Here is a 19,760-nt window from a genome sequence, read left to right on the forward strand (position 1 = left end):
GCAGGCTGCTCCAGTGACGCTGTTGGGCAGGTCGACGCGTCGCCACCCTGCGGCGGATCGCAGCGCAGGCTGACCAGGCTGTCGGCGGGGTCGGTCCGGAGTGCTCGTTCGCGCGAACGGCGCGGACCCGTGACAGACAGATTCGCGCGAATGAGTGCTCTGGTTCGCGGGGGTCCAGGGGGCGGCGCAGCCCCCTGGTTCGGGCGCGCTCTACCGTCGAGCGATGCCGCTCCGCTGACCTATCAGAGTCGCTTGGCGACCTTGACGAGCACGAGGAGCAGGGTGACGGCGACGGCCAACCCACCCCCAAGGATGACGAGCATGATCAACACCTCAGCGAAGCTGAGTTCCGCCACGGTGGGCCTTTCTGTGACCGAATAGTCGAGAGATCATATAGGCAGGTCAGACGGTGTGAGCGGGCGGCCTGCCAATTCCGTAGGCACCCGTAGGGCGGGCTTGCCCGTTGGCCGGCGGCCTGCGACCGATGCCCGTGAGGCGGCGGTGCGCCCCGGCGCACGACCGTTGGCAGGGAGACAGGGCCGGGCGTCACCGATGCGCGGCCGACCCTGACGGGCTGCTTTCGGCTCCTTGCTGATGCCTGGCCTCATGGTTGGGCACGTGTGCCGCCCTCATGAAGACCGGGAGGACCGCCTCTCTACCGTGCTGGATGCCCCGAAGTCGGCCGCGCGTGGACACGGTAGCCACCGCCTGCGACATCGGGCGGCGGTGCGTCCGGGCGACCGCCGTTCGCCGGACGCAGGGCAGGAGCGTCGCCGATGCGCGGCCGGGCGCGCGCGGGCGGGGACCGGCACCCACGCCGCACGCTCCGGCCGCGCTGGCGGCGGGCCGCGCCAACGGCGCGAGCGCCGCCGCCCCTTGATCTCAAACGGCCAAATTCGGCAACCAGCGAGCCCCAACCGTCTACACGTTCTCGCGGCGTTCGGGGCAGTCATGGCTCGGGGCTGGACTACCAGGAGACGTCCCAGGCGTTCGCCCCGGCTTCAAAGCGGGAGAAGCGGGCCGCGGGGGCCGGAGACGTTCGGGGAGGCTGATCTCTACCCGGGTGTGCGGCCGTCGTTGGCCAAGCTCCGGGGCGACGTGCCGTGGGTCGGGTTCGTGGGGATGCAGACGTTCCGGGCTCGGGGATTCTGCGGCCGTTGGATCTACCCTCGGGGCCACACCGAGGAAGCCCTCAATGATGGGGATGTCGCGCCGGACGGCGGTCGAGGCGGGTACGGGGGGCGACGGTCAGGGCTGATCGAGCCGTCAGGCGTTTCACGCCTGTTACAGAGACACCCGGCAACCGCCGGTAGGAGCCGGGAACCACCGGCATGAAAACGATCAGCCCCTCACCAAGTTTTCCCTGGTGAGGGGCTGATCCTCTTGCTGTGGCGGGTGCAGGGTTCGAACCTGCGTAGGCTAAGCCGACGGATTTACAGTCCGCTCCCATTGGCCACTCGGGCAACCCGCCGTGGTCGCCGCTGTCGCGGCGGCACTGGAAAGAATAGCGGACCCGGGGAGTGGGTGTGACATCCCTCGGGGTCGCTACGCTGGCGGGGCGCGCCGGGGTGGGCCCAGGGTCGCGCGCCTGCTGCTCGGAGCGGACGAATTCGCAGCCTAGAAGGGGTGGGGTGTCCGGTGGCGGACTCTTCCTTTGACATCGTGAGCAAGCTTGACCGCCAGGAGGTCGACAACGCGCTGAACCAGGCGGCCAAGGAGGTCTCGACACGGTTCGACTTCCGTAACGTGGACGCCGGTATCAAGTGGTCCGGGGAGACGATCGAGATCCAGGCCAACACCGAGGAGCGCGCCAGCGCGGTCCTGGAGGTCCTGCGGGACAAGCTGGTCAAGCGCGGGATCTCGCTGAAGTCGATCGACCCGTCGGACCCGAAGCTCTCCGGCAAGGTGCACAAGCTGAGCGTCTCGCTCAAGGAGGGCATCTCGCAGGAGGACGCCAAGAAGATCGGCAAGATCATCCGGGACGAGGGGCCGAAGGGCGTCAAGGCCCAGATCCAGGGTGAGGAGCTGCGCGTCAGCTCCAAGAAGCGGGACGACCTGCAGGCCGTCATCGCGCTGCTGAAGGATCAGGACCTCGACGTCGCCCTTCAGTTCGTGAACTACCGCTGACGCGGGACGGCAGGGGCGTGGCGCGGAACGCGTCGCGCCCCTGTCGGCTTTCCTGGCCCGGGTTCAGAGGGCGTTCGAAGAAGGTCTCCAGGACCACGGTCGCCTGGGTTCCGCTGACGCCGTCGATCGCGTACAGGCGGCGCAGGACGTCCTGGAGGTGCTCGGTGGTCGCCGCGCGGACCTTCACGAGGACGGCGGCGGCGCCCGCGATGACGTGGGCCTCCTGGATCTCGGGGACGGCGTGCTCTCCGGGCGGAAGGTGTTCGCCGAGGCCGGTGACGGCGTCCGTTTCGACAACATTCGTCTCGACACCGAGGGGCGTCTTTGGGCGGCCGCGCTCGACGACGGGGTCCACTGCTATGACCCGGACGGCACCCTGATCGGACGGCTGCGGATACCCGAGCGCGTCTCCAACATCGCGTTCGGCGGGCCGAAGAACAACCGGATGTTCATCACCGCGTCCAGCTCGCTGTACTCGCTGGTGATGTCCGTGACGGGAGCGCCCCGCCTTTAGGATCCGGTATATCGGAACAAGGGGAGCAGACATGGACGAACCGGCGGCCCTCGCCCTGCAGCAGGAGATCGCCCGGGAACTCGAGGTCGCCGGGACCTTCGACGCCGGGCACGAGATCGAGCGCCGGGTGGCCTTCCTCGCCGAGCGGCTGACGTCGACCGGCCTGTCCTCCCTGGTGCTCGGCATCAGCGGCGGCGTCGACTCCACGACCGCCGGGCGCCTGTGCCAGCTGGCGGTCGAGCGGGCCCGGGCCGCCGGGCACGAGGCGCGCTTCCACGCGATGCGGCTGCCCTACGGCGTCCAGGCCGACGAGCGGGACGCGCAGCTGGCGCTCTCCTTCATCCGCCCCGACGACGTGCTGACCGTGGACGTGAAGCCCGCGAGCGACGCCGCGCTGGAAGCGGCGCTGGCCGCCGGCGTGACCTTCCGCGACGTCCGCCACCAGGACTTCGTGCACGGCAACATCAAGGCCCGGCAGCGCATGATCGCGCAGTACGCGGTGGCCGGCGCGCACAACGGCCTGGTCGTCGGCACCGACCACGCCGCCGAGGCGATCTCGGGTTTCTTCACCAAGTTCGGCGACGGCGCCGCCGACCTCGTCCCGCTGACGGGGCTGACCAAGCGGCGGGTGCGGGCCGTGGCGGACGCGCTGGGCGCGCCGTCCGAGCTGGTGTGGAAGACCCCGACGGCGGACCTGGAGACGCTGGATCCGGGCAAGGCCGACGAGGACGCGCTCGGGGTCACCTACGACGACATCGACGACTTCCTGGAAGGTAAGCCGGTGGGTGAGCGGGCCTTCGAGACGATCGTCCGGCGCTACCGGCTCACGGACCACAAGCGGCGGCTGCCGCTCGCCCCGTAGTCCTGGGGAAAGCGGTCACGCGGCCGGGGCGCCGGGGGGATGGCGTCCCGGCCGCGTGAGCCGAGGCAGAGCGCGCCCCGCGGCCCTTCCCCCGCTGAAGGGCGCGGACGGCGCGCTCCTGTGTTCTTTGACGGAGGCGAGGGCCGAGAGGTTCGGTCTTTTTTCTAGAGATCTCAAAAAGGGCGATCCGGGCCTCCGATGTGGGTGGAGGCCCGGATCGCGCCGCTCACAGAGAGCGGATTCTGACGCTTTCCCCGGCGGTCAGTTGATGCCGGCCATGCGCTCGAGGCGGGCGACGCGCTCGGCGGTCGGCGGGTGGGTGGAGAACAGCTTGCCGATGCCGCCGCCGCGGAACGGGTTGGCGATCATGAGGGAGCTGGTCGTGGCGAGCTCCGCGTCCTGCGGGAGCGGCAGGGCCTGCGCGCCGGCCTCGATCTTGCGCAGCGCCGAGGCGAGGGCGAGCGGGTCACCGGTGAGCTGCGCGCCCGACGCGTCCGCCTGGTACTCGCGGGTGCGGCTGATCGCCATCTGCACGACGGCGGCGCCGATCGGGCCGAGGACCATCATGAGGAGCGCGCCGATGATGCCCGGGCCTTCGTCGTCGTCCGAGCGGCCGATGGGCAGGAAGATCGCGAGGTGGGCCAGGTAGGTGATGACCGTCGCGATCGCGGCGGCCACCGAGGAGATGAGGATGTCCCGGTTGTAGACGTGGGACAGCTCGTGGCCGAGGACGGCCCGCAGCTCCCGCTCGTCCAGGACGCGCAGGATGCCGCGCGTCACGCAGACCGCGGCGTTGCGCGGGTTGCGGCCGGTCGCGAACGCGTTGGGCTGCATGGTCTCCGAGACGTACAGCCGGGGCATCGGCTGGCGCGCCGACGTCGACAGCTCCCGGACGGTCCGGTACAGCGCCGGCGCCTCGACCTCGCTGATCGGGTGGGCGCGCATGGACCGCAGGGCGATCCGGTCGCTGAAGAAGAAGGCGACCCCGTTGGTGCCCAACGCGATCACCAGGGCGATGGTCAGGCCGACTCCGCCGCCCAGCGCCCAACCCGCCGCCAGCATCAACGCAGACAGCGCGGCGATGAGGGCCGCCGTCTTGATGCCGTTCAACCGCACGTGTTCCCCTGCTTCCCGTTGACTGTTCGTTCCTTAGCGACAACGGCTTGACCAGGAAAAACGTTCCCTTCGGTCCAGTATGTCCGGGAGCAGGGCGGCGCTTCGGGCGGTCGCGGCGGATCGTCAGCCGGTCGCGGCGGTGACGGCGGAGAGCACCAGTTGCGGCGCGGCCGACAGCACGAGCGCGCCCGCGCCGGTGGCCGCGATCGCCGCGCGCACCGCGGGTCCGGGACGCGCCGTCCCCTCCTCGGACGAACCGGACGGCCCGAAGACGCGGACGGCCCAGGCGAGGTAGTAGTACAGCCCGATGACGGTGTTCACGGCCATGACGACCGCGAGCCATGTCACATCGCCCGCGACCGCCGCGCGGAAGACGACGACCTTCGCGAACAGGCCCATCACACCCGGCGGCAGTCCGGCCAGGCAGATGAGGAAGAACGCCAGGGCCGTCCCGGAGACGGGGTCGCGGCGGGCGAGCCCGCGGAACCCGTCCAGCGTGACGGGCGCTTCACCGGCCTTCTGGACGGCGACGACGACCGCGAACGCGCCCAGGTTCATCACCGCGTACAGCGCGACGTAGGCGACGGTCGCGGCGACGGCCTCGGTGAGGCGGCGCTCCCCGACCGCGAGCGGCGCGAGCATGTAGCCGGACTGCGCGACCGACGACCAGGCCAGCAGCCGGATCGCGGTGCCCTGCCGCAGTGCCATCAGGTTCCCGAGCGTCATCGTCACGGCGGCCAGGGCGGCGATGACCGGCCCCCAGACGTGCCCGTAGGACGGCATGCCGAGCCCGACGACGATCGCGAGCCCGGCGAATCCGGCGGCCTTCGACACGACCGACAGGAACGCCGCGACGGGCAGCGGGGCGCCCTGGTAGACGTCCGGGGCCCAGAAGTGGAACGGGACGGCCGCGACCTTGAACGCGAATCCGGCCAGCACCAGCACCGCGCCGGCCGACGCGACCGGCTTCAGGTCGGCGGGCAGCCCGTGCAGTCCGAGGGACAGCCGGTCGAGGTGCATCGCGCCGGTCACGCCGTACAGGAGGGAGATCCCGAACAGCATCACGGCGGTGGAGACGACCGAGACGAGGAACAGTTTGAGCGCGGCCTCGGCGGCCACGCCGTCCTGCCTGCGCAGTCCCACCAGCGCGAACACCGGGAGTGAGAGCGTCTCCAGCGCGACGACCAGCGTCACCAGGTCGCGGGCGGCGACGAGCGCGAGGGCGCCGACGATCGCCGAGAGCAGCAGGAAGTGGTACTCGCCCGCGGGCAGGTCGTCCGCGTCGATCACGCGCAGCGACAGCAGGACGACGATGACGGCGGCGACGAGCACCAGCCCTTGGAACAGCAGCGTGAAGTCGTCGGTCACGTAGGAGCACGAGCGCGGGCCGGCGTCGCGCAGCCCGGACGGCACGCAGAACGTCCGGCGCCGCTCCCCTGCCGCCAAGGCGATGACCGCGGCCAGGGCAGCGACGAGGAAACCGCAGGTCAGCACGCCGAGCCAGCGGCGCGGAAGGTCGAAGGCGTCGGCGAGGAGCACGACGACCGCCGCCACCGCGCACAGCACCGGCGGCAGGATCGCGACGTAGTCGATCCCCTGGATCATCCGAGACCTCCGAACAGGGCGCGGACGGGCTCGGACGTCACGGCCAGCAAGGTCTTCGGCCACAGTCCGACCAGCAGGGTCAGCGCGACCAGCGGGACCCAGGCGGCGTACTCGTACGCGCTGGGCGCCACGATCACCTCGGCGTCCTCACGCGGACGGCCGTGGGTGATCTTCGACAGCAGGCGGAGGAAGTAGGCGGCGGTCAGGACCGCGCCGAGGCCGCCGAACGCCATGAACGTCACGAACGCCGGACGGGACAGGCCCGCGTCCGGACGGTACGCGCCGAGCAGCGCCAGCATCTCGCCCCAGAAGCCGGCGAGTCCGGGCAGTCCGAGGGACGCGACGGCCGCGAAGGTGAGGAACGAGGCGAGCCGGGGCGCGGTGCCGAGCATGCCGCCGCCGATCCGTTCGAGGTCGCCGGTGCCGTACCGCTCCTTGACGGATCCGGCGAGGAAGAACAGCAGGCCGGTGATCAGGCCGTGCGCGATGTTGCCGAACAGCGCGGCGTTGATGCCGACCGGCGTGAGCGTCGCGATGCCGAGCAGGACGAACCCCATGTGCCCGACGGACGAGTAGGCGATCATCCGCTTGAGGTCGGTCTGCGCGAGGCAGGCGAGCGCGCCGTAGACGATCCCGATCACCGCGAGCAGGCCGAGCCACAGCGCGCACGAGCGGGCGCCGTCCGGCGCGGACGGGACGGCGATCCGCACGAGCCCGTACGTGCCCATCTTCAGCAGCACCCCGGCGAGCAGGACGGATCCGGCCGTCGGGGCCTCGGTGTGCGCGTCCGGCAGCCAGGTGTGCAGCGGCCACATCGGGGCCTTCACCCCGAAACCCAGCATCATCAGCAGGAACCCGGCGACCTGGACGCCGTGGGAGATCCCCGCGCCGTGCCGCCGGGCGAGCTCGGTCATGTCGAGCGTGCCCGCGTTCACGGCGATGAGCAGCATCCCCGCGAGCAGCAGGCCGGAGCCGAGCAGCGTGTAGAGGATGAACTTGGTCGCCGCGGCGCGCCGTCCGGGCCCGCCCCACAGCAGGATCACCGCGAACATCGGGATCAGGACGACCTCGAAGAACACGAAGAACAGGATCAGGTCGAGCGCGGTGAACGTGCCGAGCATCCCGATCTCCAGGACGAGCAGCAGCGCCGTGAACAGCCGGAGCCGCCCGCCCGCCGGGGGATGCCGGCGGGTGTAGAGGAAGCACAGGAACGTCAGCAGCGCGGTCAGCAGGACCAGCGGCAGCGAGATCCCGTCCACGCCGAGGTGGAACCGCAGCCCGATGGAGGGCTCCCAGGCCCGGTTCACCGCGAGCTGCGCCCGGGAGGCGTGGGAGAAGTCGAACGCCGTCACCGCCGACAGCCCGACCAGCAGCGTCGCGCCGGACACCAGGATCCCGAACCGGCCGAGCGACGCGTCGTCCGGAAGGAAGCGGGCCTTCGGGACGAGCAGCGCGAGCGCCGCGCACGCCGGGATCGCCATCATCAGCAGGAAGATCACTTGAAGATCACCACCAGGGCCGTGATGACGACCACGCCACCGAGCAGCGCGGTCAGATAGGACTGGGCGTTGCCGTTCTGCGGGATCCGCAGTGTCCCTCCGAGCCGGCGCGTGGCCCGGGCCGTCCCGACGACGGCCGCGTCGATGCCGACCCGGTCGACTCGGGCGACACCGCGCGCCAGCGCCTGGACGGGCCGGACGATCACCAGCGCGTACAGCTCGTCCATGTAGAACGCCTTCGCGAAGACCGGACGCACCGGGCCGAGCATCCGCGCCGGGTCGCGTGCCGGATCACGGCTCCAGACCAGCCACACCCCGGCGAACCCGGCCGCCGCGAGGACGATCCCCAGCAGGGACGGAACCAGTTCGGGGCGCAGCTCCGGCGCGCCGAGCCCGAAGAACCCCAGGATCGCGGCAGGAACGGCCAGCACCATCACGGGCCACGTCATCAGCTTCGGCCCCTCGCGCGCACGCGCGTCGCCGCGCGCCTCACCGAAGAACGTCATCAACCACGCGCGCGCGGAGTACGCCGCCGTGAGCGCGACCGTGAGGAGGAGCCCGATATAGATCGTCCAGGCGACGCCACTCGGCAGTTGGTGGCCCGCGGCTCCGAGGGTGCCGGTGTACTCGAACGACACAGACGGCGCCCCCGGCGCGCTGGGCAACGTGGTCGGCTGAAACGTCTGAACGGGGAACCAGGCGGCGGTCTGGCCCGAGATGTCGTAGTAGCCGTGGTGGAGGGCGCCGTGCTGGGCGGCGGCGATGACGGCGTCCTTGCTGAACCAGCCGCTGGACGGCGGGACGCCGACGAGGGCCGCGAAGCCGATGGACATCGTCCAGAACGTGATCGGCATCGTGCGGCGCAGGCCGCCGTAACGGGCGAGCATGTTCGTGGCGGTCGCGTGGATGACGCAGCCCGCGGCCAGGAACAGCAGCGCCTTGAACGCGGCGTGCGTGACCAGGTGGAAGATCGCCGCCGAGCGCGCACCGACCGCGAGCCCGGCGGCCATCACCGCGAGCTGGCTGATCGTCGAGTAGGCGAGGACGCGTTTCAGGTCGTCCTGGGCGAGCGCGGCCAGCGCCGAGCCGACCATCGACACGACCGCGACGATGCCGAGCACGGCCAGCGCGGTCGGGACCAGCCAGAACACCGCGTAGACGCGCGCGACGAAGTAGATTCCGGCCGCGACCATGGTTGCCGCGTGGATGAGGGCGCTGATCGGGGTCGGGCCGGCCATCGCGTCCGGGAGCCAGGTGTGCAGCGGGAACTGCGCCGACTTGCCGACGACACCGCACAGCAGCAGGAGCGCCGCGACGGTCAGCGTCGTGTGCGACATGCTCCCGGCTCGAGCCAGCACGTCCGAGATGGTGAACGACTTGGCGGCGACGCCGAGGACGAAGATTCCGAAGAGGAAGCCCACGTCGCCGAGCCGGGTCACCAGGAACGCCTTGACGGCGGCGCGGGAGTTCGCGCGGTCCTCCCAGTGGTGGCCGATCAGGAAGTACGAGCAGACGCCCATGACCTCCCAGCCGACGTACAGCAGCAGGAGGTCGCCCGCGAAGACCACCAGCAGCATCGCGGCGGTGAACAGCGACACGAACGCCGCGTAGGACGGGTAGCGCGGGTCGTCCGCCATGTAGGCGACCGAGTACACCTGGACGGCGACCGCGACGCAGCACACCATGATCCCGACGAGCCCGGACAGGCCGTCCACCTGGAGTCCGACGCGGATCGGCAGCGAACCGGTCTGGATCAGCGTGAGCGTGCCGGCGCGCTCGCCGGGCGACCGCCACACGGCGATCGCGACGATCGCGGCCAGGACGGTCGAGACGGCGACCGGGACGCACGCGACCCATGGCTGCGGCAGGCGGCGTCCGCCGAGCATCCCGGCGAACGCGCCGGCGAACGGGAGCAGGACGACCAGGGCCGCCAGCGTGATCACTTGACCGCCTCGCGCTCCGCCGTGGAGGGCTCCGCCGGTTCGGACTTCGCCGGTTCGGACTTCGCCGGTTCGGACTCGGCGAGCGAGCGCAGCCGGTCGACGTCGATCATCCGGCGGTTCCGGAACACCAGCAGGACGATGGCGAGGCCGAGGCCGACCTCGGCGGCGGCGATCACGATGGTGAACAGGGTGAGCACCTGGCCGCCGTGCAGCCGGTCGCGCAGGTGCACGTCGAACGCGACGAGGTTGAGGTTCACGGCGTTCAGCATCAGCTCGACCGACATCAGCACGAGGATCGCGTTCCGCCGCGCGAGCACCCCGTACACCCCGGCGGAGAACAGCAGCGCGGCCGTGACGAGCGGGAAGGCGAGATGCATCAGCGGTCCTTCCGGGTCGGCAGGTCCGTCCTGGACAGGACGATCGCGCCGACGAGCGCGGCGAGCAGCAGCACCGACAGCACCTCGAACGGCAGCACCCACGTCCGGAACACCGACGCGCCGAGGTGCTCGGCGCTGCCGTTCGCCTGGGCCGTGCAGGACGACGCGTCCGGCGGGCAGTGCCGGGCGTCGTTCAGTCTCGTCCAGCGGAAGCCCATGACCAGGACCGTGACCAGCAGCGCCGCCGTGCCGGCCGCGACGGCGAGCGCGGCCCAGCGGTTGCCGGAGTCCAGCCCCTCGGACGGCCCGACCGGCGCCCGCGTGAGCATGATGCCGAACAGCAGCAGCACGACGACCGCGCCGACGTAGATCAGCACCTGCACCCAGGCGACGAACTCGGCGGTCAGAACCAGGTAGCAGCCCGCCAGCGCGCCGAACGACACGACCAGCCACAGCGCCGCGTGGACGAGCTGACGCGTCGTCACGACCAGCAGGCCCGCGCCCACGGCGACCACTCCGAGCAGCGCGAACACCACGTCCCGGCCGGTCATCCGCGGCCTCCGCGTTCGGCGGTCATCCGCGGCCTCCTCGTTCGGCGGCCTTCTTCGCAGCCTGGACTTCCTTGGTCGGCTCGGCGCGCTCGTCGGGGGCCTGTGGCGGCGGGACGGTCCACATCCACTCGCGCAGGCGTTCCCGCTCGTGGGTGAGCTCGGCGATGTCGTACTCGGCGTACTCGAACTCCGGCGACCAGAACAGCGCGTCGAACGGGCACACCTCGATGCAGATGCCGCAGTACATGCAGAGCGCGAAGTCGATCGCGAACCGGTCGAGGACGTTGCGGGTGCGCGGGCGTCCACCGCCCTCGGCGGGGAGCGTCTCCTTGTGCGAGTCGATGTAGATGCACCAGTCCGGGCACTCGCGCGCGCAGAGCATGCAGACCGTGCAGTTCTCCTCGAAGAGCGCGATCACTCCTCTGCTGCGCGGCGGGAGGTCCGGTTCGGCCTCCGGGTACTGACGCGTGATCGAACGCCTGGTCATCGTTCGCAACGTGACGGCGAGCCCCTTGGCAAGCCCGCCTCCTGGCAACCGTCCCACGGGCCCATGATTGCGTAACCGGCGGCGATGGGGAACGCGCCGGGCGCCGCGTTCGTCTGTTCGGGTGTGGGGGTGGAAGGAGGGCACGCCGCGTGACACCGGGTTCCGACCCTCGATTCCCGGACGGTCCGCTGCCGTTCGGCCATCATCCCGTGCCGTCCGGCCCGCCGCCTCGACCGCTCGTCCCGCGCGGTCTCGGCTGGGCCTTCATCCCGTTCGTCACGCTCGGCTGGGGCACGCCGCTCGCGTTCCTGTACGCGTCCGTCAAGACCCACTCGCGGGGGCTCGCGGTCGGCGCGGCGGCCTACACGTTCGGGATCGGGCTCTCGATACTTTTGTGGAGCGTCGGGGATATATCCCTGTTTCTGCTCGGCAGCTTCCTGATGACGGTCGTGTGGATCGCCGGGACGGCCAATGCCTTCGCCGTCCGGTCCTCGGTCTTCGCGCCCGACGCGACGCACGACCGGAAGATGAACGAGCACGCCATCCGGGTCGCGCAGCACCGGCGCGAGCTGCGCGCGGAGGCCCGCCGCCTCTGCGCGGACGACCCGGCGCTCGCGGACGAACTCCGGATCGGGCGTCCCGACCTGCACCGCGCCTATGACGACGGCGGCCTGGTCGACGTGAACCACGCCCCGGCCGCCGCCCTCGCCACCCTTCCGGGGATGACGAACGAGCTGGTCGGACGGATCGTCGCGCATCGCGCCGAGCACGGTGGTTTCGTCTCGGTCGAGGAACTGGCCGTGGACGTCGACCTCCCGCCCGCACTGCCGCCGAAGCTCAAGGAGTACGTGATCTTCCTGGAGTGAGGCGCGAGATCCGGGTCGGCCGAGCGCGGTCCTGAGGACGCCGCTCAGGGCCGGGTCGGCCGAGCGCGAGTGAGGCGCGAGAGCCGGGTCAGCCGAGGGCGATCACGAGGACGCCGGTCAGGGCCAGCTGCGCGAGCGAGAGCGGGACGAGCCAGGCCCACGCGAGTTTCTGCAGCTGGTCCTCGCGCATCCGCGGGTAGCTGACGCGGACCCAGATGACGACGAACGCCAGCGCGAACACCTTGAGGAGCGTCCAGAGCCAGCCGAGCTGACCGTCCATGAACGGGCCCTTCCAGCCGCCGAGGAACAGGACGGTCGTCAGCGCGCACAGCACGACGATCCCCGCGTACTCGGCGAGCAGGAACAGCGCGAACCGCAGCCCGCCGTACTCGGTGTACGGGCCGAAGATGATCTCGGAGTCGGCGACCGGCATGTCGAACGGCGGACGGCGCAGCTCGGCGAGGCCCGCGATGAAGAACACCACGCCGCCGACCAGCTGCCACGGCAGCCAGTACCAGCGCCACTGCTCGACGATGCCGGACAGCGAGAGCGTGCCCGCGGCCATCGCGACCGAGGCCGCGGTGAACACCATCGGCAGCTCGTAGGACATCAGCTGCGCCGCGACCCGCATCCCTCCGAGCAGGGAGTACTTGTTCGCGCTCGCCCAGCCCGCCATGATCGCGCCGATCACGCCGACGCCCATCACGGCGAGCGCGAAGAACACGCCGGGGCCGAGGTCCAGCGCGACCTGGCCGTGCGGCCCGACCGGGATCACCAGCAGCACCAGCAGGTACGGGACGAGCGCGACCGCCGGGGCCAGCTTGAAGATCCGCCGGTCCGCGGCGGCCGGGACGACGTCCTCCTTCTGGACGAACTTGACCCCGTCGGCGACCAGCTGCGCCCAGCCGTGGAACGCGCCGGCGTACATCGGGCCGAGGCGGCCCTGCATGTGCGCCATGACCTTGTGCTCGGCCTGCCCGACCAGCAGCGGGAGCACCGCGAACGCGGCGGCGACCAGCACCAGCTTGACGACGACCTCAAGCATGCGGCGGCCCCCAGTCGTCCGGGACGCCCGGCGGGCGGACGCGGCGGCGGGACGGCGCGCCGTGCCCCGACTCGCCCGGCTCCTTCGCGCCCGGCCACGGCTTGGCGACGCGCGCGGCGAGGATGAAGTCCTTGCGCAGCGGATGCCCCTCGAAGCCGTCCGGGAGCAGCAGCGGGACGAGGTTCGGGTGGTCCTCGAAGGCGATCCCGAACATCTCGGACGTCTCGCGCTCGTGCCAGTTCGCGCCGCGGAACACGCCGGTGGCGGTCGGGAGCTCCGGGTGCCTGCGCGGAAGGCGCGTGCGCACGAGCAGGTGGTGCTTCTCTTCGAGCGAGTACAGGTGGACGACGACGGCGAAACCGTCCTCCAGCTCGTCCACCGCGGTGAGCCAGTCGAAGAAGGCGCAGCCGAGGTCGTCGCGGGCGAACGTCAGGGCGTCCAGCCAGGATTCGGCGGGGACGTCGGCGGTGACCTCGCCGTGGCTCTCGGACGTGGTGGCCTCGTCGCCGAACCGCGTCGTCCACGCCTCGGCCAGTTCGGCGGGCGTCACCGCGTCCCGCCGATCTGGTCGTCGCCTTCGTCTGGTTCGTCGGCTTCGCGACCCTCGTGGCCTTCGGGACCCTCGTGGTGTTCGTCGTCGTCCGTGAGGCCGGGGATGATCGACGGGTCGTGGTCCTCGAGCCGTGACCTGCGCTTTCGCCCGTTGCCGTTCTTGGTGGGCGGCGGTGTCTCCAGAGGGCGCGTCGCGTCCGGCTCGGTGACCTGCGGGACGGGCATCGTCGACGCCGTGTCCGGGGTCTCCGGTTCGGGCGCGGGCCGGGTGGCCTCGTCCGACGCGGGCGGCTCGGGCTCGGGCTCAGGCTCAGGTTCCGGCGCGGGTTCGGGCTCGGGAGGCGGCGGGGCGGGCTGCAGCGGACGGCGTAGAACCGTGGCCGGAAGTGGACGCGGCGGAGGCGGGGGCAGGACGGACTCGGACCCGCCCCCGCCCTGGTACCGGTCGCCGAGCGACTCGGCGGCGATCTTCTCCTGGAGCCGGATGATGCCCTGCAGCAGCGCCTCGGGACGCGGCGGGCAGCCGGGCACGTACACGTCCACCGGGATGATCTGGTCGACGCCCTTGGTGACGCAGTAGGAGTCCCAGTAGGGGCCGCCGCAGTTGGAGCACGCGCCGAACGAGATGACGTACTTCGGCTCGGGCATCTGCTCGTACAGGCGGCGGACGGCCGGGGCCATCTTGTCGCTGACCGTCCCGGACACCACCATCAGGTCGGCCTGGCGCGGGCCGGGCGCGAACGGGATCACGCCGAGCCGGATGAAGTCGTGGCGGCTCATCGACGTCGCGATGAACTCGATGGCGCAGCAGGCGAGCCCGAAGTTGAAGACCCACAGCGAGTAGCGGCGGCCCCAGTTGAGCACGAACCGCACCGGTTTGGGCGCGAGCCGGGACAGGGGACCGACGCTGGGCGACGGAAGATCCACTGCGCTCATCCCGCCATTGTGACCCACACCGTTCCCCGCACCCCCCGCTCCTGCGCGCGCGCCCGCAACACCGTCGCGGGCACTCGTCACACCGTCCCCTGCACCCGTCACACCGGCCGGCCGGACCGGCTCGTCGCTCACACCCACGACAGGACGCCCTTCTTGCCCGCGTACGCGAGGCCGACGGCGAGGAAGGCCAGGAAGACGAACATCTCGCCCAGCGTCGTCATGCCGTAGCCGGGCGCGGAGAACACCGTCGCCCAGGGGAAGAGGAACACCGCGTCCACGGCGAACACGACGTACAGGTACGCGAAGACGTAGTAGCGGACGTACGACTGCGCCCATCCCTCGCCGACCGGGTCGACGCCGCACTCGTAGGTGGTGAGCTTCTCTCCGGTCGGACGGCTCGGACGCAGCATCCGGTTGGCGGCGAGGCCGCCGGCGACGATGCCCCCGCCGACGACGAGCAGCGCGGCGACGACGCCGTACGTGTGGAAATAGTCCTGCACGGGCTCCTCCGTGGCCGGGTCCCGTCAAGTATCCCCGACCGGCTCCGGCGGGAGGCGTAGCGCGGTCCACGCATATGGCGGGTTCACAAACCGGACACTTCGCCTCACGTTGGCTGGAGGAGCCACCGCGTTCCGGTGTGTTCCGACGGCGTCCGGGGTCCGCCGGCGCCGTGGCGACCGGAGGGACGTGATCACATGAGTACACCGCCATCCGGCTGGGAGCCTCCGTCCGGCCGTCCCGACTGGTGGAACGCACCCCAGCCCGCAACGCCGCCGCCGTACCCGCCCCCTTCACCCGAGGGGGCCGGGCCATGGCAGGGGGCGAGCACGCCGCCGCCGTTCTCTCCCGCGGGTCCGGGCGGTCCTCCTCCGACGGGCCCGCGCCGCCGGAGGGGCCTCATCGTCGGCGTGACGCTCGGGACGCTCCTGCTCCTCGGGCTCGCATCCGCCGCGATCGTCCTGACCGTCCGGGCGAACGCGAAGGAGAAGCCGCGCGACACGCTGCTCAAGGCGGCGTCCGCGCTCGCGAACGTCCACACGCTCACCTACTCCGGGACCATCGGCTCCGCGTCGGCGACGCTCGTCGGGAAGCTGAAAGTGACCAAAGGTGGTCGCGCCTACGGGCCCGTCACCTGGAATGGCACCGCCATGACCCTGCTCGCCGCGGATGGGCACGTCTTCCTGAAGGAATCGAAATCGTCCTGGGTGGACCGGTTGCAGCTGAACACGACGGCCGCCGCGCTCGTCCCGGACGGCGACAAGTGGAGTTCCATCGATCCGGACGACCTCGGCCTGGACTTCAAGGGCTCGCTGTCGCCGCCCGGGATGGCCGCGCTCATGCGCGGCCACGCGGGGCAGCACCCCAGGCGATCCGAGACCACGGCGCGCGGCCGCGAGGCGATCAAGATCAGCGTGAGTGGCGTCGCGTTCTACATTTCCCGGACAGGCGGGCACGAACTGCTGCGGTACGAGTCGTCCGTTCCGAAGATCGCGGCGGACGTGACCGCACAGCCGGTGTCGGCGGGTCCCGCTACGGTCGCGGACATGATGGCCGATATCGGACGGCTCGGCGACGCGTTCGACGCGACTCGGGCCGTGAAGGCCGACGCGAAGCCGGTGTTCACGAGCTGCGAGCAGTTCGGCCGGCCGTGCACGGTCAGCCTGAAGGTCCAGCCGGATCCGGACACGTCCGGACAGGCCCGGATCAGGGCGTACTTCCGGCTGTCGTCGCAGGAGAACGGTGGCGGCAAGGTGTTCGGCGACTGCCGTGCGGAGGGCGTCGTCCCGGCGGGGCAGGGGCGGTCCTTGCGATGCACGTTCTCGGGCGGCGAGTGGGCGAAGCACGGAAGCGAGTACACGCGCGTGTGGGTCCGCGTCCTCGCACTGCAACTGGCGATAGGGCCTCAGGACGTTCCCGGGATGCAGCACGAACTGGCCGCCGAATAACTCAAACCTCACAATTACCCGTCAATTGGGGGGCCGGGGATCTACGATGCCTCACTTTGCTGCACACTGGACAGGCATTTGAGGTCATATGACCTGGAAGGATGTGACCGGATGAGTAGTCCTCCGCCGCCACCGCCCGGATGGGACCCCCCGGCCGGTCCCTCCTGGCCGCCTCCGCCGCCCGAGGGCCCCGGAGGTCCCGGCGGGGCGGGCGGGCCCGGGTATCCCGGCGCGCCCGGAGCACCCGGCGCCCCCGGATACGGGCCGCCGCCGCCCGGCATGCCCGGAGCGGGCGTACCGGGAACGCCCGGCTACGGCACACCCGAGACCCCTCCGCCGTTCTACAGCCCACCGCCGCCGCCCGGCGCCGGCATGCCGCCCGGACCGGGGATGCCCCCGCCGATGGCGCCCGCCAAGTCGGGAGGCAGCGGCGGCCTGATCGCCGCGATCGTCGGCGGCGCGGTGCTGCTCATCGCGATCATCGTGGTCGTGGTCGTCGTCGTGGTCGTCAAGAACAGCGGCCAGAAGCCGGCCGACCGGCTCGCCAAGGCCGCCGACGCCGTCGCCGCCGCGCGCGTGCTCACCTACAAGGGCACGGTCGGCTCGTCGTCCGACACGCTGAACGGCGAGATCAAGGTCACCAAGGCCGGCCGCGCCTTCGGCCCGGTCAACTGGAGCGGCCAGAACGTCACCTTCCTGTCGGCCGACGACAAGCTGTTCGTGAAGGCGCCCAAGTCGTACTGGACGGGCAAGTTCACGTCCACGGTCAACTCCGGGATGCTCAAGGACAACGACCAGTGGGGCGCGCTGGGCTCCAGCGACCTCTCGGTCGACTTCAAGCGGGACCTCTCCCCGGGCGCGGTCGCCGACCAGATGCGCAAGTACAGCAAGTACCGCCTCACGACGACCAAGACCACGGCGCAGGGCAAGAAGGCGCTCAAGATCACCGCGATCGGGACCAGCTTCTACATCACCGCCGACGGCGACCCGCAGCTGCTGCGCTACGAGAGCGGCTACCCGAGGGTCAGCGCGGACGTGACCCCGCTGACCGGCGGCGCGGCGGCCCCGGCCCTCGCCGACATGCGGTCCCAGATGGGGCAGCTGTCGGACGCCGTCGACTCCGACCACACCGCGCGCATCCAGGGCAAGGCGGAGTTCGTCAGCTGCAAGACGTTCGGCAGCCCCTGCACGGTGAAGGCGAACGTCTGGAGCACCCGCGGCTCGCTGTCGTCCATCACGGTCAAGGTCACCTTCCGGCTGACCGAGAAGCAGGACGGCGGGAAGTACTTCGGCGACTGCACCAACAGCGGGACCGTCACGTCCTACGACGACGTTCCCGTGCAGTGCACGATCTCGGGCGGCGAGTGGGCCCGGTCGGGCAAGAACTACACCCGGATCTGGGTGACGCCGTACGCGGTGTCGCTCGCCATGTCGTCCTCCGACGTCCAGACGCTCCAGCGGAACCTGGACTCCGAGTGACGGGCGCCAGGTAGGACCGCGTGACACCGGCGTGAGGAGTGCCGGACGGGCTGCACCAGTGCGTCCCGTCCGGCACTCTTTGTTCTTGATCCGGTCGTCGGCAGGAAGAGCGCTGCGTGAGTTCCAACCAGGAGGGGACCTCCCCCGCTCCCCCTTCCCCCCACGTCGAGAACCGTCCGCCCGAAGCGTCCGCCCCGTCCGGGGCCGGGCCGGGCGAGCCTGGGGCGGCGGAGACGTCCGGGCCGTCCGCGTCTCGGAAGAAGCTGCTCGGACGGGTGCTCGGCATACCGTCGCCGCTGCTCATCGCCGGTGCGGCTGTGGTCGCGATCGTGCTGGCGGCCGCGGCGTTCATGATGACCGGCGACGACTCGGGGAAGAAGCGGCGGGGCGGCGCGAAGCCGCGCGCGACCGCGCCCTGGGCATCCGCCGCGCGGCAGCGGCTGCTGGCGACGAACGGTGTCCGGTACGACGGGACGGTCCGCAGCGACGGCAGGCCCGTCCACCTGACGCTGACCGTGTTCGCCGGGGGCGCCGCGTCCGGGACGCTCACCGCGGGTCCCGAGCACGCGGACGTCGTCGCGGCGGGCGGCGACACCTATCTGCGCGCCGCCGCGTCCTTCTGGAAGAACTACGGCGGCGAGGTCGAACACGCCGCCGACTACGCGGGACGCTGGACGAAGGCCCCCGCGAACCTCCCCGGCCTGGACGTCAAGTCCGTGTTCGCGCCGGACACGATCGCCAAGCGGCTCGCGTCCGCGCCGGACGAGCCGTCCACCGAGAAGCTCGGGAACATCCGCGCGTACCGGGTGAAGACGCCGCGCGCCGACTACCTCGTCCAAGCGGACGCGCCGAACGCGCTCCTGCGGGTCCAGGCGGCGGTCGGCGACCAGCCGGTCTTCACGGTCGGCACCGTCTTCGCGGCGAAGAAGGCGTTCGCCGAGGTGCGGGCACGCGTCGCCGCGCTCGCGGGCGCGGCCGACCCGGCGCTGCGGTTCCGTCCCGGCAAACTGAGCTTCATCAACTGCGACCAGAACACCGTGGGCTGCACGGTCAGTGTCCCGGCCACCCTCGTCCGCCCGAGCGGCTCCCCGCCGGAGGGCTCGCGGGGGACGCTGCGCGTCACGATCCTGGCGGACCACCGCAATCTCGGCTCTTGCACGGGCTCGGGCGCCGTGCCGTCGAACGGCTCGCTCGTGTTGCGCTGCACCGTGACGAGCAAGGGCTGGCGGTCCTGGATGCAGTCGGCGCTGGACGATCCGGGCGCGCACGCGTACGAGGCGCAGGCCAGGGTGCTGGGCGAGGCGGTCTCGTCGTCCCGCGTCCCGCAGTTGCTCGCGCAGCTCGACCGGCACCGTCCGACCGGCACCCCCTGACGGCCTGCGGTTTGTCACCGATGCGCGACACGGGACGTCCGGGCAGGGCGGTGACCTGGGACACAAGGGGGATCCCGGGCAGGGGGTGGTGCGCACCGGGACGCAAGCCGCTGCTTATAGTGCGTGGCGTGAAACCCGTGCCCCCGGGGAGCCCTCGCCGTGCCGCGCTCGTCCGGCGACTCCACGTCGACTACTGCCGGCTGACCAGCTGCCTGTGTCGACGTCGTGCCTGACGGCCTGACCCGCGACCACCCCTGAACCAGGGACCGCGGGTCGGTTCCCGGTACGGGAACCCCGCCGGCGCTCCGGCCCTGGGATGATTCGGACGCCCCGAACGACCGAAGCCGATCTTGCCGGTTCCGGACCTGCCCCGATCGGCCGTCCTTCCGGTCGTAACGGCCCGAATCCCCTACCGCGCAAGGACAGAGATATGACGGCCCCGCACGGGTGATACGCCTGAAATTGCGGGGCGAGGGCTCGAC

Annotated in this window: 19 protein-coding genes and 1 tRNA gene; 7 read left to right on the forward strand and 13 right to left on the reverse strand. The window is 71.2% G+C overall.

Annotation, left to right across the window (positions count from 1 at the left end):
• Positions 1-1,389: 1,389 nt before the first annotated feature.
• A tRNA-Tyr gene (locus tag AB0L06_RS05460) sits at positions 1,390-1,471 on the reverse strand.
• 167 nt (positions 1,472-1,638) lie between these two features.
• Here AB0L06_RS05460 and AB0L06_RS05465 point away from each other — a divergent pair.
• On the forward strand, positions 1,639-2,127 hold the full coding sequence (locus AB0L06_RS05465; RefSeq protein ID WP_500229681.1) for a YajQ family cyclic di-GMP-binding protein: 489 nt from the start codon (positions 1,639-1,641) through the stop codon (positions 2,125-2,127).
• Here the strand turns inward: AB0L06_RS05465 and AB0L06_RS05470 are convergent.
• The gene (locus AB0L06_RS05470; RefSeq protein WP_500229682.1) at positions 2,066-2,314 is read right to left on the reverse strand and encodes an Lrp/AsnC ligand binding domain-containing protein; all 249 of its coding nucleotides are present in this window, start codon (positions 2,312-2,314) and stop codon (positions 2,066-2,068) included. The genes AB0L06_RS05465 and AB0L06_RS05470 overlap by 62 nt on opposite strands.
• Between AB0L06_RS05470 and AB0L06_RS05475 the strand changes: the two genes are divergently transcribed.
• Together AB0L06_RS05475 and nadE are read left to right on the forward strand one after the other, a co-directional pair.
• The gene (locus AB0L06_RS05475) at positions 2,285-2,641 is read left to right on the forward strand and encodes an SMP-30/gluconolactonase/LRE family protein (protein ID WP_500229683.1); all 357 of its coding nucleotides are present in this window, start codon (positions 2,285-2,287) and stop codon (positions 2,639-2,641) included. The genes AB0L06_RS05470 and AB0L06_RS05475 overlap by 30 nt on opposite strands.
• A 31-nt stretch (positions 2,642-2,672) precedes the next feature.
• Entirely contained in the window at positions 2,673-3,503 is an 831-nt protein-coding gene (gene nadE / locus AB0L06_RS05480) for an NAD(+) synthase (protein ID WP_500229684.1), read from the forward strand.
• A 261-nt stretch (positions 3,504-3,764) separates the two neighbouring features.
• Here the strand turns inward: nadE and htpX are convergent, their stop codons facing one another.
• The 7 genes from htpX to AB0L06_RS05515 form a co-directional block, all read right to left on the reverse strand.
• Positions 3,765-4,619, reverse strand: a complete 855-nt coding sequence (gene htpX, locus AB0L06_RS05485) for a zinc metalloprotease HtpX (RefSeq protein ID WP_500229685.1) — start codon at positions 4,617-4,619, stop codon at positions 3,765-3,767.
• Between the two features lie 123 nt (positions 4,620-4,742).
• Positions 4,743-6,224 (reverse strand): NADH-quinone oxidoreductase subunit N, encoded by a 1,482-nt coding sequence (locus tag AB0L06_RS05490; RefSeq protein ID WP_500229686.1) that lies wholly within the window; start codon positions 6,222-6,224, stop codon positions 4,743-4,745.
• Entirely contained in the window at positions 6,221-7,723 is a 1,503-nt protein-coding gene (locus tag AB0L06_RS05495; RefSeq protein WP_500229687.1) for a complex I subunit 4 family protein, read from the reverse strand. Before AB0L06_RS05495 ends, AB0L06_RS05490 begins: the two co-directional genes overlap by 4 nt.
• Complete coding sequence (locus AB0L06_RS05500; RefSeq protein WP_500229688.1) at positions 7,720-9,666, reverse strand: NADH-quinone oxidoreductase subunit 5 family protein; 1,947 nt, start codon at positions 9,664-9,666, stop codon at positions 7,720-7,722. The genes AB0L06_RS05495 and AB0L06_RS05500 overlap by 4 nt, the downstream gene beginning before the upstream one ends.
• Positions 9,663-10,043 (reverse strand): NADH-quinone oxidoreductase subunit NuoK, encoded by a 381-nt coding sequence (nuoK, locus tag AB0L06_RS05505; RefSeq protein ID WP_500229689.1) that lies wholly within the window; start codon positions 10,041-10,043, stop codon positions 9,663-9,665. The genes AB0L06_RS05500 and nuoK overlap by 4 nt, the downstream gene beginning before the upstream one ends.
• A complete protein-coding gene (locus AB0L06_RS05510) occupies positions 10,043-10,594 on the reverse strand; it encodes an NADH-quinone oxidoreductase subunit J family protein (RefSeq protein ID WP_500229690.1) in 552 nt (183 codons plus the stop codon). Before AB0L06_RS05510 ends, nuoK begins: the two co-directional genes overlap by 1 nt.
• A 22-nt stretch (positions 10,595-10,616) precedes the next feature.
• Entirely contained in the window at positions 10,617-11,081 is a 465-nt protein-coding gene (locus AB0L06_RS05515; protein WP_500229691.1) for a 4Fe-4S binding protein, read from the reverse strand.
• A 149-nt stretch (positions 11,082-11,230) separates the two neighbouring features.
• On the opposite strand from AB0L06_RS05515, the gene AB0L06_RS05520 reads away from it, so the two are divergent.
• The gene (locus AB0L06_RS05520; RefSeq protein ID WP_500229692.1) at positions 11,231-11,947 is read left to right on the forward strand and encodes a helix-hairpin-helix domain-containing protein; all 717 of its coding nucleotides are present in this window, start codon (positions 11,231-11,233) and stop codon (positions 11,945-11,947) included.
• Between the two features lie 88 nt (positions 11,948-12,035).
• Here the strand turns inward: AB0L06_RS05520 and AB0L06_RS05525 are convergent, their stop codons facing one another.
• The 4 genes from AB0L06_RS05525 to AB0L06_RS05540 form a co-directional block, all read right to left on the reverse strand.
• Positions 12,036-12,992 carry a complex I subunit 1/NuoH family protein gene (locus AB0L06_RS05525; RefSeq protein ID WP_500229693.1) on the reverse strand — a complete coding sequence of 319 codons (957 nt, stop codon included), beginning with the start codon at positions 12,990-12,992 and terminating at the stop codon, positions 12,036-12,038.
• Positions 12,985-13,542, reverse strand: a complete 558-nt coding sequence (locus AB0L06_RS05530; protein WP_500229694.1) for an NADH-quinone oxidoreductase subunit C — start codon at positions 13,540-13,542, stop codon at positions 12,985-12,987. Before AB0L06_RS05530 ends, AB0L06_RS05525 begins: the two co-directional genes overlap by 8 nt.
• On the reverse strand, positions 13,539-14,480 hold the full coding sequence (locus AB0L06_RS05535) for an NADH-quinone oxidoreductase subunit B (protein WP_500229695.1): 942 nt from the start codon (positions 14,478-14,480) through the stop codon (positions 13,539-13,541). The genes AB0L06_RS05530 and AB0L06_RS05535 overlap by 4 nt, the downstream gene beginning before the upstream one ends.
• A 128-nt stretch (positions 14,481-14,608) precedes the next feature.
• Positions 14,609-14,980 carry an NADH-quinone oxidoreductase subunit A gene (locus tag AB0L06_RS05540; protein ID WP_500229696.1) on the reverse strand — a complete coding sequence of 124 codons (372 nt, stop codon included), beginning with the start codon at positions 14,978-14,980 and terminating at the stop codon, positions 14,609-14,611.
• 408 nt (positions 14,981-15,388) lie between these two features.
• Here AB0L06_RS05540 and AB0L06_RS05545 point away from each other — a divergent pair, with 408 nt between their 5' ends.
• The 3 genes from AB0L06_RS05545 (at position 15,389) to AB0L06_RS05555 (ending at position 19,278) form a co-directional block, all read left to right on the forward strand.
• Positions 15,389-16,426 (forward strand): hypothetical protein, encoded by a 1,038-nt coding sequence (locus AB0L06_RS05545; protein WP_500229697.1) that lies wholly within the window; start codon positions 15,389-15,391, stop codon positions 16,424-16,426.
• Positions 16,427-16,537: 111 nt separating this feature from the next.
• Positions 16,538-17,905, forward strand: a complete 1,368-nt coding sequence (locus AB0L06_RS05550; protein WP_500229698.1) for a hypothetical protein — start codon at positions 16,538-16,540, stop codon at positions 17,903-17,905.
• 116 nt (positions 17,906-18,021) lie between these two features.
• Positions 18,022-19,278, forward strand: coding sequence for a hypothetical protein (locus tag AB0L06_RS05555; RefSeq protein ID WP_500229699.1), 1,257 nt, complete (start codon positions 18,022-18,024; stop codon positions 19,276-19,278).
• Positions 19,279-19,760: the final 482 nt, after the last annotated feature.

The organism is Spirillospora sp. NPDC052269 (genome assembly GCF_040679435.1).
Classification (GTDB): domain Bacteria; phylum Actinomycetota; class Actinomycetes; order Streptosporangiales; family Streptosporangiaceae; genus Spirillospora.